At 39.1% G+C, this 12,276-nt stretch carries 9 protein-coding genes; 8 read left to right on the plus strand and 1 reads right to left on the minus strand.

Translation table 11 applies throughout. The annotated features are described in order from the left end of the window. The first annotated feature begins 16 nt into the window (after positions 1 to 16). Entirely contained in the window at positions 17 to 757 is a 741-nt protein-coding gene (locus QZT73_RS16965; RefSeq protein ID WP_291789438.1) for a DUF1080 domain-containing protein, read from the plus strand. Positions 758 to 795: 38 nt separating this feature from the next. On the opposite strand, the gene QZT73_RS16970 is transcribed toward QZT73_RS16965, so the two are convergent. Continuing rightward, a complete protein-coding gene (locus QZT73_RS16970) occupies positions 796 to 1,842 on the minus strand; it encodes a 6-bladed beta-propeller (RefSeq protein ID WP_291785311.1) in 1,047 nt (348 codons plus the stop codon). 127 nt (positions 1,843 to 1,969) lie between these two features. On the opposite strand from QZT73_RS16970, the gene QZT73_RS16975 reads away from it, so the two are divergent. The 7 genes from QZT73_RS16975 to lpxB all read left to right on the plus strand — a co-directional run bounded on the left by QZT73_RS16975 (position 1,970) and on the right by lpxB (position 12,183). Then, on the plus strand, positions 1,970 to 2,806 hold the full coding sequence (locus tag QZT73_RS16975; protein ID WP_291789441.1) for a TIM barrel protein: 837 nt from the start codon (positions 1,970 to 1,972) through the stop codon (positions 2,804 to 2,806). A gap of 139 nt (positions 2,807 to 2,945) precedes the next feature. After that, a complete protein-coding gene (locus QZT73_RS16980) occupies positions 2,946 to 3,572 on the plus strand; it encodes a 7-carboxy-7-deazaguanine synthase QueE (protein WP_291785307.1) in 627 nt (208 codons plus the stop codon). Positions 3,573 to 3,576: 4 nt separating this feature from the next. Then, the gene (locus QZT73_RS16985; RefSeq protein ID WP_291785305.1) at positions 3,577 to 5,493 is read left to right on the plus strand and encodes an OmpA family protein; all 1,917 of its coding nucleotides are present in this window, start codon (positions 3,577 to 3,579) and stop codon (positions 5,491 to 5,493) included. A 316-nt stretch (positions 5,494 to 5,809) separates the two neighbouring features. Then, complete coding sequence (locus QZT73_RS16990) at positions 5,810 to 8,860, plus strand: SusC/RagA family TonB-linked outer membrane protein (protein ID WP_291789444.1); 3,051 nt, start codon at positions 5,810 to 5,812, stop codon at positions 8,858 to 8,860. A 13-nt stretch (positions 8,861 to 8,873) separates the two neighbouring features. Continuing rightward, entirely contained in the window at positions 8,874 to 10,403 is a 1,530-nt protein-coding gene (locus QZT73_RS16995) for a RagB/SusD family nutrient uptake outer membrane protein (protein ID WP_291789447.1), read from the plus strand. A gap of 161 nt (positions 10,404 to 10,564) precedes the next feature. Then, positions 10,565 to 10,984 (plus strand): 6-carboxytetrahydropterin synthase, encoded by a 420-nt coding sequence (locus QZT73_RS17000; RefSeq protein WP_291782826.1) that lies wholly within the window; start codon positions 10,565 to 10,567, stop codon positions 10,982 to 10,984. A gap of 89 nt (positions 10,985 to 11,073) precedes the next feature. Continuing rightward, positions 11,074 to 12,183 carry a lipid-A-disaccharide synthase gene (lpxB, locus tag QZT73_RS17005; protein ID WP_291789450.1) on the plus strand — a complete coding sequence of 370 codons (1,110 nt, stop codon included), beginning with the start codon at positions 11,074 to 11,076 and terminating at the stop codon, positions 12,181 to 12,183. The last annotated feature ends 93 nt before the right edge of the window (positions 12,184 to 12,276 follow it).

Below are 12,276 nucleotides of genomic sequence, written 5' to 3' on the forward strand. Positions count from 1 at the left end.
AATTCAAGCAGTTGATATGAGAAATGTGATCTTGATTGGTTTTTTGCTTGCTTTCGTATTTCAGAGCAATGCACAGGAGTATTTATTTGAATTTGGAACGGTGAGGGGCTTGGATGCTTTGGTGGATTCGGAATCTCCAGCAGAAACGCCAATCAAGTGGTTTGATGTCAATACGGGTAAAGATTCCTGGTATTTCGACGGGGAGGAGCTGGTATGTAAAGGGTTGCCCATAGGTGTCATCCGTTCAGAAAATCAATACCAAAATTTCATCATGCATATCGAGTGGAAGCATATGGAAGCAGGCGGGAATTCCGGGACATTTGTCTGGAGCAGTGCTGTCCCAGGAGAGAATAGACTCCCCGATGGGGTGGAGGTGCAGATGTTGGAATTAGATTGGGTGAATCAGAATAAAAAAGACGGCGTATTGCCACCTATTGCTTATGTGCATGGGGAACTGTTTGGAGTTGGGGGAGTAGAAACTGTTCCTGATAACCCAAGGGGAACCAGAAGTAAATCCATAGAAAATCGCTGTTTGGGAGAAGGGGAGTGGAATTCCTATGTGGTTGTCTGTGTGGATGGCGTCATCAAACTATCCGTGAATGGCAAATTTGTCAATGGTATTAGCCAGTCCACGCAGAGAAAAGGTTATATCTGTCTGGAGTCCGAAGGAGCCCCTATTCATTTTAGGAATCTTAGGATTACGGAATTGCCACCAGGAGTTATTTCAGAAGATCAGATTGCGCCGTTATTTCAATAAAGTTCGGGATATTCGGCTTTTGTGTAATTGATTTATTCCTAAACACGGATGAGTTTAATGGGATAGCTCTTGTTGGCATTCCACTGGCAAACATAGATATTTTCATCTTGATCAATGCAGACATCGTGGCAGTGCTTAAAGATGGTCTCCTGTTGGACCATAAGCTGTAATTCTCCATCGATATATTTAGGAGCGGTACCTCCGGGATTGGAAACCACCTTGTTATTTTCATCCAGTATGGTGACAAAACCCGAATTATCCATTTGTTCCAGGTATTTTTTTCTGGACCAGCAGACACCGGAATAAAGAATTCTCCCGTGTATTACAGGTCTGCAGACAAAGGCCCCCGGAAGAAAAATCGTTTCCAAATATTTTCCATCCATCGTGAATCTTTTAAAGGAATTATGTCCTCTTGAGGTGCATAGCAATGTAGGTTCTCCAGCTTTTCTTTGATCAACGGCAATACCATGAACTGTTTTGAATTGCTCGTCTTCGTGCCCGTCCCCTCCGAATTTTCTTATGAAGTTCCCTTTTGCATCATAATGAAGTATAAACTGGGAGCCATATCCGTCTGTGATGTAAAGGTCTCCGTTTGGAGCGACTGCTGTTTCTGTTGGTGTATAGCGCATTCCTTCCGAATAAATCCCTTGACTCTGAGGAGCTGGGATTTCAGTAATTATTTTTCCATTGAGGTTAGTCTTGATTACCCTGCCTCCATTGTCCACTACCCAAAGAAATTCTTCTTCTCCTTCCTGGCTCAATGAAAGCCCATGGGCAGCAGGGAGGTTTAAGGTCCAGGAATCAAGGATTTTCCCATCTTGGTTATAGATGAGTATGTTGTTTTTAGGTTCATCCGTCACCATGAATAGGCGTCCTTTTCGATCCATTACCATTTCATGGCAATTATTTACCGGAAACTTAGCGGGATCCAGATTGCCCCAATTTAAGTCCACTTTATATGTAAAATCACCATGTCCTATGATGGTGTCTTTATTCAGATTAAAAGCTGAAAGGGAAAAGGTGCTCATGGCTAAACCCGAAAGGGCGGTTTGTTTTATAAAATCTCTTCTTTTGATGCTTTTCATGTTGTTTTTAAGAAATTCAAAACAAAATATCTTAAAAATTCAACATATTAAAACACCATTCGTCAAAATTGCTTATAATTTGTATGATTATTATGCTTAAATTCAAAATCAAACCCAATGTAAACCTATGAAAAGAATAAGTAAAATTTTGAGTTTAGGCTTAATGATGATGTTATCCGGTTCATTGTTTGCCCAAGAGATCGCCCTTCAACTTTATTCCCTTAGGAATGAGATGCGCGAAGACATGAAAGGCTCCCATCAATTGATTGCTGACTGGGGAATACAATATATGGAAGGTGGAGGAACCTACGGAATGGAATTGGACGATTACAAGGGATTTATTTCCGGCCTTGGACTTTCAGTTATTGGAGTTGGTGCGGATTTTAAGCTCTTGCAGGAAAACCCACAAGCCATTATAGACAACGCTAAGGCATTTGGTGCCAAATATGCTACCTGCTTTTGGATTCCTCATGAGAATGGAAAATTTAGCATCAAAGAGACTCAAGAAGCCATCAAAGTATTCAATGAAGCAGGGAAAATCCTTAAAGATGCTGGAATTACACTTTGTTATCACCCCCATGGTTATGAGTTCCATCCCCATGGAGATGGTGTTCTGTTTGATGAATTGCTAAAAAATGCCAAGAATTATGCCTTCAATATGGACGTATTTTGGGTACAGATGGGAGGAGGGGATCCCTTGGCCATCATGCAAGAGTATCCGGATAAATTCCCTCTATTGCATTTAAAAGACAGGGCACATGGTACGCCAGGCAGTTCTGACGGGAGGGGAGATGTAGAGACGAATGTAGTACTTGGTACAGGAGATGTGGATATAAGGGGCTTGATCAAGCAGGCCATGAAAGTTGGCACTGAGTATCTGATCATTGAAGATGAATCTTCAAGATCTGTGCAACAGATTCCTCAAAGTGTAGCCTTTATTAAGCAAGTCTTGTCTGAAAAATGAAAATGGATTAATCATTACGGAACCTCCAGCAATGGAGGTTTTTTTAATGGATTTTTTTGCTGCTGGTTTTTGTTCTACATTTGCAGTCCCTAAAACTAAGCAGGCAGCGGTTCAATTACCCGCTTGAACAAAAATTGATATGGATAAAGGACAAAAAGTACGAGAAGGGTTAGTGCTTCCTGTTATGGAAGCTTTTTATACGGTGCAGGGAGAAGGAATGCATGCCGGACATCCAGCCTATTTTATTAGATTAGGAGGTTGTGATGTGGGGTGTGTTTGGTGTGATGTCAAAGAATCTTGGGAGGCTCAAAAATGGCCACTGATGGAAATTGAAGAAATTGTGGAAGGCGCCCTATTGCATCCTGTCAGAATGGTCGTCATTACAGGTGGTGAACCCTTGATGTACAATTTGAATCCCCTAACTGCTCTACTTAAAAGAAAAGGTTTTACTACCCATATAGAAACTTCAGGAGCACATCCATTTACAGGCAATTTTGACTGGGTATGTTTTTCCCCAAAAAAATTTAAAGCACCGCATCCTTCAATTTATGAACATGCCGATGAATTGAAGGTTGTAATTTTTCACAATTCAGATTTTGAGTTTGCCGAAAAACATGCCATGCTTGTGAGAAAAGACTGTAAAAAACTGCTTCAGCCCGAGTGGAGTAAGTCCTCTAAGTTTATGGAAATTATAGTAAATTACGTAAAAAACGATCCAAATTGGAAAATATCCCTTCAAACTCATAAATTTATGGATATTCCATAAAGACATGAGAATCGCTCTACTTCTTATTTGCTTTTTTTTCAGTACGGATTGGTTGATAGGCCAGACCTATACCATTATAGACAATCGGGCTATTAAGCTCCATGAGCAAGGAGATGACCTGGTCAAAAACCGTATGTATGATGAGGCCATAGAAAAATACAAGGCTTCTATTCAGCGAGAAGCTAATTTTTTGGAATCTTACATCAAATGGGGCAGGTTATTGCTCACAAAAGGAAATGCCAACGAGGCCATGGAGGTTACCCGAAGAGGGGAAGCGAGGGCAGGGAAGGCAAGCGAACGCATCAAAGCAGATTTTTCTTGGCTCAAATTATACATTTTCTTGGCCAATGGACAGTTTGAACAGGCTATTGAAGAATTTGATATATCCAATCAGCTGTTTGATGAAAATTTCAAAAATTCTTACGATTACCTTCAAATGAAGGCAAAGATTGATTTTATATCTGAACAATTGGATAAAAAATTGTTAATAGAAAAACAAAGGCTTCCTGAACCTATCAATGGTTTTACCCTACAGTATTTTCCTGTCCTCACAGCAGACAGTAAGAAACTGCTTTTTACCAAAAGAGATGGTTTGGAAAATCATCAAACTGAAGATATTTATGTGGCTTTTTATGATGATGAGGATGGTTGGTCAATACCTGACGGCATTTCAGAAAAAATCAATACCCCCTACAATGAAGGAACTTGTACCATTTCTGCCGATGGTAATATTTTGATTTATACATCCTGTGACGCACCAGATTCTTATGGGAGTTGTGATCTCTATGTAGCTTATAAAGTCAATGGGCAATGGCAGCGCTCTCAAAATATGGGAAAGAGTGTGAATTCAAGATCCTGGGATTCCCAACCTTCCTTATCTGCTGATGGCAGGATTTTGTTCTTTTCCTCAAATAGGAGAGGGGGCTATGGAGGAAATGACATTTGGTACTCCTTGAGGATGGAGGATGGGTCTTGGTCAGAAGCTAAAAATTTGGGCCCAGTCATCAATACGGCCAAAGATGAAGTCTCTCCATTTATTTACTTCAACAATGAAATCCTTTTTTTTGCATCCAATGGGCATGAAGGTTTTGGAGGTATGGACCTTTTTGTTTCCAGGGTAAAAAATGGGGAATTTACCGAACCGGAGAATCTTGGATACCCTATCAATGACCATCAAGACCAGTTTTCTCTTTTTATAACAGCTCAGAGAGATTATGCCTATTACACAGAAAGCCAATATGATCATGGAAAGGTAGAACGTTCTTATCTCTACAGGTTTAAGTTCCCTGAAGAAATAGCTTTGGGTGAAAAATTAGTGGTTTCTCAAGGCAAAGTACTCAATAGCAAGACCGGGATGCCCATTGATGCTAAGCTGTCCTTGGTTAGCTTAAGCAATGACAGTACCTTGTATGAGTTCCGTTCGGACGGAAAAACAGGGGAATTCATGATGATATACCCTGACAGGTCATTTTCAGGGCTGTATGTAGAAAAAAAAGGATACCTGCCAAAAATTTATAATGTGGAACGGGACAGTTTAAAGAATCAAGAGAATCTTATGATTTCACTTATTCCTATTGCGTCAGGAGAAGAGTTTGTTTTTGAAAATATCTTTTTTGATTTCGATAAAGATGAGTTAAGACCAGAATCCATGAGTTCTTTATCACGTCTTTTCGAGTTTTTAAAGGATAATCCGACCATAAAAATTCTGATCAGTGGACACACAGATAATGTTGGAAACGCTGCTTATAATCAAAGCCTTAGTCAAAGACGTGCGGAAAGTGTCAAGCAGTTCCTGTTATCCAAAGGGATTCCTGATACCCGAATATTATCAGAAGGTAAGGGTGACCAGGAACCAATAAGACCCAATGATACCGCTGAGAACAGGGCTTTAAATAGGCGAATTACTATATCAGTGTTGTAATTTTTTATGCGCTGTCACTCTTTGTACTAATTCTTTGTTTTTAGGGTGTAAAAAGAAAAACTGTATTTGAAATTTAAAAAAGGATATTTAAAATAAAATTTGGTTTTAATTTTAAAATCTTTCTTTTAAAATACGCTTATTTTAAAAAGAACAAATTTTATTCAATAATATTTTATTTTCATATTTTTTTATAATTTTAAGGCGGGTAAAGTACTCTGCAAATTATTTTACCTGTTAGCTACATAAATACAACTTTTATTTGGGTCCTTTGATCCATGTTAATTGAATTGCATTTATTACATCAAATAGATCTGATATGAAGGTATTTTTATCTTTGTTAACTTGTTTTTTATTGATTTCTATGTCGGCCACATTGGCGCAGACCAGAATCGTAAAAGGTCAGGTTTTTTCAAAGAAAGACAATAGTCCTATTTCCGGGGCTTCCATTATACTCAAAGGTACCGCTATTGGAACGGCCACAGATTTGGATGGAAGATACGTGCTTCAGGTAAATAGAGACGATTTTACACTAGTTTTCAGTTACTTTGGTTATCAGCCTCAGGAGGTTATTTTTGGTGAAGAAAATGATGTTGATGTATATCTAGTTCCTCTCGAAGAAGCTGAAGAGGCTAGGGTTCCCGTCCAGCTCCCTGCTGAACCTAAAAAAGATAAACTCAAAAGTCCTTCTGAATTGATTGAAAACATCCCTTTTCAATCTTTTGATAGGGCATTACAGGGCAGGATTCCGGGCTTATTGATTCGGACCGCTACTGGTATTCCAGGAGGAAATATCAATGCAAGGATCAGAGGAGTAGGGTCTATTTTTGCAGGCAATGAGCCATTGTATGTGGTGGATGGTGTCCTTTTGAATAATGTTTCCAGCTCACTTTTTACACAGTCTAATCCACTTGCATTTTTAAATCCCAATGAAATTGAATCCATAGAGGTTTTGCGGGATGCTGCATCCACAGCTATTTATGGAAATCAGGGAGGTAATGGAGTAATATTGGTGACCACAAAAAAAGGTAATCCAGGTAAACTTAGGATTGGATTAAATGCCTATGTAGGCCAAAATATCCCCATTAAGTTCTTTGATGTCTTAGATGGTCCGGAATGGTATATGCTCAGGAGAGATGCCTTTAATAATTCCAATGCCACAAGCCCCGAAGCACGAGCACTTTCCAATATGGGCATTTTACCTGAAAATTGGAATCAATTAAGTTCAGAAGAGCTAGACGCTATAGGAATGGGACTTCCTACTTATGACTGGCAAAGTGAAATGATGGGAAGAAGTATGTTACATAATTATGAACTGAATGCTTCTGGAGGTACGGAGTCAACGCAATATTATGTTTCAGGTTCATATCATTACAGCGGGTCAACATTTGCGCCTGTAGATTTTGAGAGGGGAACGATCAGGGCATCCCTCACCCAGAAAATAGGAGAAAGGATACAGCTTGAAGCCAATGCAAATTTGGCTAATATAGGTCAGAATGTGCCATTTTCATTGGAAGGGCCTTTTTTGGGAAATCCTGCATTTGCCTCTTCAACTATCTTGAGCCACAATGCCATTTTTAATGAGGATGGGTCATTCAACGAGCAAATCGGAGGGTTGGCCTCCCAGAATATTGCTTTGGTCAGGGCATTCAATTCGGGTAAAACAACATCAAATATGGCTGTTGGAAATTTTGCAGTGAACTACACCATTGCGGAAGGCTTAAATTACAGAGGTACAGTGGGTGTTGATTATAGAGACCAAGAGGAATTTAGATTCAGAGATCCCAGAACGCCTGATGGAAGTGAAGTAAATGGGAGGAATACAGTAGCTAACCACTTGGTTGAGCGCTATATGACACATCATCGGGTAGATTGGAGCAAAGCTTTTGAAAATAGTGTTTTGAACGTGTATGCAGGTTATGAATACCTTACAGAAAATAGGGAAAATATACGATCAGAGGCTACCAATATCAATACACCCGGGCTTGATAACTTTTTGACTGGATCTGTTTTGGTTTTTAGCGATACTTTGAATACTGGTTATAAAAGACAAGGAGCTTATCTCGGAATGAACTTTGAATTGGGTGAAAAATACCTCATTGATCTAGGCACTAGGATGGATGGTGGCTCTAGATTTGGATCAAATTACAGGTATGGATTTTTTCCATTTGTCAAATTAGGATGGCAGATATCCAATGAAGGAGGGCTCAGGGATTCTGAATCCGTATCCCTGCTCAGACTCAGAGCTTCATGGGGAATGGCTGGAAATGATCAGATAGGGGATTTTAGTTGGATGGGTTTTTACGGTCAGGGGAATAGCTATGCTGGGGAACCTGGCATTAGGGTACGGGCTTTTGAAAACCCAAATTTGAGATGGGAAACCAATGAAACTATCAATGTGGGATTGGATTTTGGATTTGTTAATGACAAAATAACAGGTGGTATTGATGTTTTTGAAAGGAACACAAGAGGACTTCTTTTGAATTTCCCCATTGCTCTTGACAATTCCAATGATCTATCTCTTAGAAACGTAGGAGGACTTAGAAATAGAGGAATTGAATTGTCAATTCAAACCATGAACCTACAAAGGGGAAGTTTTTCCTGGTATTCAGGATTTAATTTTTCATACATTAAAAATGAAGTCACTTCTTTGTACGACGGTCTTCTATCAGTTCCTCAAAATCCAAGATGGGCGGTAGGCCAACCTGTTGGTAATCCCGCCTTTCCGGGACAAACTGCTCCCGGGGCTTGGTATCTTGCTGAATATACAGGGGTAAATCCGGCTAACGGTAGACCTATGTGGTTGGATATAAATGGCAATAGGACCTACCTTCCTACTAATAATGATAGGGTTTACTTTGGTTCCAATTTCCCACCATATTTCGGAGGCTTAAGTAATACATTTAAAATAAAAGGATTTGAACTTACTACATTTTTCACCTATGAATATGGAGCAGTAGTCTCTGACGGACAGTATAACTTTTTGAGGGATAATGGGAACAGGTTCACTTTCAATGCACTTCGGGAAATAAATGATAGGGCTTGGAAAGCTCCAGGTGACATGACAGATATTCCAAGAGATTTTGCGTTGAGTGGAGGGGAGGCTGCAAGAAGCCAAATAAGAAACTTTGGGACAGCTTCTTTGCTGAAGGCAGATTTTATCAGGTTGTCTCAGCTTAAGATTGCGTACGTTTTCGATCCCACAATATTGCAAAATATAGGCCTACAACAAGCCAGTATTTACGCGCAGGGAATCAATTTATGGACTTATACGGATTATCCGGGCTATGATCCTGAATTTATGGGTTCTGGAGTAGGGCAGATTCCAATTCATAAGAGTTACAATATCGGAGTCCAATTAAGTTTTTAAAAGTATCAGAATTATGAAAAGGCATAATTATAAAGCGATTACGACCATTCTTCCGATTATTTTTTCAGGATGGCTGATGTATTCCTGTAGCTTGGATATGGAGCCTGAAAATATGACACCTTTGTCTGAAGCACTTAATACCCCTGCAAATTTAGAAGCAGCCTTGATATCAGTATATGCCAATCTGCGTTCTGCTGATCATTATGGTAGAGATATGTTTGCCAAAGCTGATGCTTTGGCCGATGTTACCTTAGCTACCAATAATTCAGGAAGATTTGTTGCAGAGAACAGAAATGATGCAGGCGCGCATTTTTCAACTGGCTTTTGGGAAAACTCTTATTTTTCAATCGGAGAAATCAACCGTATTCTTGCCCAAATAGAAAAAGGGGTCAATGGTGCTACACCTGAACAACTAAGAAGATGGGAAGGTGAGTCCAAATTTTTAAGGGCTTTGTACCTTTTTGATCTGGTAAAAGTGTATGCTTATATCCCAACGGCAATTTTTCAGGAAGGTTTAGTTGATCAGGGAGGAGTTCCCATGCCTCTAAGTCCGGTTTATGACCTAGAGAATGTCTTGTTTGGCCAAGATCCAAGGGCTACTATTGAACAGAATTATGATCAGATCATTTTGGATTTGAAAGATGCCATTGATTTGTTGGAGGAATCAGAACGGCCTGTTCCTCAATTTGCTTCTACAGCCGCAGCATATGCCTTGCTTTCTAGGGTTGCGCTTTATAAAGGAGATTGGGAAATGGTCGTTACAGCATCTACTGCCGCATTGTCTTTACCGGTAGGGCAATTGGTATTTGGTATGAATTACATCAATGGTTGGAAAAACCCTGTCAATCCGGAATCTATTTTTGAGGTAAGATTCCATGATAACAGTGAATCTTTAGGAAGTACTTTTTCTTTACAGAGTGCTTTCACCACTTTATTGGATGTAAATGAAAAAAATAGACTTGGAGGATGGGGAGACCTCATTCCCAGCCCAAAGATTTTGGAAGCCTTCGGTCTTAGCCAATTACAGACAGGTAATCCTGCAAGTAACAATAACAATTGGGATGTAACCCGCAATTTAGATATTAGAGCCAATTTATTTACAACCGGGTCAAATCAAAGACCAAACGGAAGACAAATAGAATGTGTTAAATTTCTAGGGAAAAACGGGTTTAACTATGGGGATAATATTCCGGTAATCCGAAAGTCTGAAATGCTCCTCAATCGCATGGAAGCCAATTTTCACCTTGGCAAAGAAACTGAGGCATTCAATGAGTTTGTAGCATTTAAAATTATTAAAGGTTTAAGCCCTTCAATTTTGACAGGGGAGGAATTACTAGAGGATATATTGAATGAAAGGTTAAAAGAGTTTGCCTTTGAAGGTCAACGGTTTTTTGACCTAAAGCGATATGGTAGGGCCATCGATAAATCCGATTATTTAGGGCCAGATGCCATAGTTCCTTTTGAAGATTTCAGAATACTTGCTCCTATTCCAAGTGGAGTGGTTGAGAATAATAGGAATATTAACCAAAATAGAGGGTACTGAATCATTGATATGTTGCATGTTAGGTTGTTAGATCCTGAACTGCAGCATCCTTTGACTATTGGTTGAATCTCAAAGAAGCTGAGAAACCAATCTTAAACAGTAGATAGAATTTTACCAATTCCCATCTTTTTCCCTATTTTTGCGGTTCAATTGAAGGAGTGATGATATACGTTTGCAGGAAAGAACATTTCAACGCCGCTCATAAGCTTTGGAATCCAAAATGGACGGAGGAAAAGAATAAAGAAGTCTTTGGCCCCTGTGCCAATATCAATTGGCATGGGCATAATTTTGAATTGATAGTAACAGTCAAAGGGCTTCCGGATCCTGATACGGGTTTTGTAGTAGACCTGAAGGCTTTAAGTAACCTCATTAAAGAACTGGTCATCGATCAGGTAGATCATAAAAATCTAAATTTAGATGTCCCGTTTATGGAAGGGAAAATGGCAAGTTGTGAAAACCTGGTGATGGAGTTTTGGAAAATACTGGAACCTGCTGTTAATGAAATTGTCCCTCATGGAAAGCTTTTTAAGATCACGCTTTATGAAACTCCGAGAAACTTTGTGGAATACTTAGGAGAATAAATCGATTGTTTTGATTTTTTGTCAAAAATCAAATAGAGAAGAAGTTATTTTTTTTCACCACCAATTGAAGGAATTGAAAAACAACTGAAATGAGATATTATATCATAAGTGGTGAAAGAAGCGGTGATATGCATGCAGCCAACCTTATCAAGGCAATTCATAAAAGTGATCCTGCTGCTCAATTCAGGGGGATGGCAGGTGATTACTGCCAGGCAGCGGGAATGGATCTCACCACTCACTATGAGGAGGTAGCCATGATGGGCTTTTTAGAAGTAGTATTCGGTTTTCGAAAAGTGATCAAAAACCTTAGGTTGCTTCAAAGGGACCTCCTTGCGTTTAATCCAGATGTTCTAATACTGGTTGATTTTGGAGGTTTTAATATGAAAATGGCAGCATTCGCCAAAAAAAAAGGAATACCTGTACATTATTATATTCCTCCGAAAGTCTGGGCCTGGAACCAAAGCCGAGTATACAAAATAAGGGCCTTCACAGATAAAGTTTATTGTATCTTACCATTTGAAGAACCATTTTTCAAAAAATTCTCTATCGATGCCACCTATGTGGGCAATCCTCTAATGGATGAAATTCAAAATTTTCAGCCCCATCCCTTTTTTCATCAAAAGAATGAATTGAGCTATAAGCCCATCATCGCACTGCTACCGGGAAGCCGAAAACAGGAAGTTGAAAATATGCTTTTAGTAATGTTGGATGTGGTGGCCATGTTTCCAAATGCCCAGTTTGTGGTAGCAGGAGTTTCCAATATTGATCAAGAATTATATAAGCCGGCGGAACAAAAAGGCATTAAAGTAGTTTTTAATCAAACTTACGATTTGTTGCACCATGCTATTGCGGCAGTAGTTACTTCTGGTACTGCCACCCTGGAAACAGCACTTTTTAGGGTTCCACAGGTGGTTGTATACAAAACGAGTTATTTGAGCTACTTAATAGGGAAACGACTTGTTAAAATAAAATATATTTCATTGGTCAATCTGATTGCAGATAGGGAAGTTGTCAAAGAATTGATACAAGATGCCTTTAATGCAAAAAGTATCATTTTTGAGTTGAACCAATTGCTTGGTTCAATCCCCCACAAAGCAAAAGTCTTAGATGGCTACACGGAAGTAAAGAGAAAAATAGGAGATCAATCAGCATCCTTATCCGTGTCAAAAATATTATTAGACTGCATCGATAAAAAGTAAATTAATTTTTTAAGTATAAATTGATTAAGTTTTTCAAATTTAATTTGATTTTCAATGTACATACATATATTGTTCAAATTATATTAATCGATA

The organism is Cecembia sp., from assembly GCF_007126775.1.
Classification (GTDB): Bacteria; Bacteroidota; Bacteroidia; order Cytophagales; family Cyclobacteriaceae; genus Cecembia.

Coding starts and splice junctions, on each gene's coding strand:
- QZT73_RS16965 (WP_291789438.1), top strand. CDS start 17: ATGAGAAATGTGATCTTGATTGGTTTTTTGCTTGCTTTCGTATTTCAG.
- QZT73_RS16970 (WP_291785311.1), bottom strand. CDS start 1,842: ATGAAAAGCATCAAAAGAAGAGATTTTATAAAACAAACCGCCCTTTCG.
- QZT73_RS16975 (WP_291789441.1), top strand. CDS start 1,970: ATGAAAAGAATAAGTAAAATTTTGAGTTTAGGCTTAATGATGATGTTA.
- QZT73_RS16980 (WP_291785307.1), top strand. CDS start 2,946: ATGGATAAAGGACAAAAAGTACGAGAAGGGTTAGTGCTTCCTGTTATG.
- QZT73_RS16985 (WP_291785305.1), top strand. CDS start 3,577: ATGAGAATCGCTCTACTTCTTATTTGCTTTTTTTTCAGTACGGATTGG.
- QZT73_RS16990 (WP_291789444.1), top strand. CDS start 5,810: ATGAAGGTATTTTTATCTTTGTTAACTTGTTTTTTATTGATTTCTATG.
- QZT73_RS16995 (WP_291789447.1), top strand. CDS start 8,874: ATGAAAAGGCATAATTATAAAGCGATTACGACCATTCTTCCGATTATT.
- QZT73_RS17000 (WP_291782826.1), top strand. CDS start 10,565: ATGATATACGTTTGCAGGAAAGAACATTTCAACGCCGCTCATAAGCTT.
- lpxB (WP_291789450.1), top strand. CDS start 11,074: ATGAGATATTATATCATAAGTGGTGAAAGAAGCGGTGATATGCATGCA.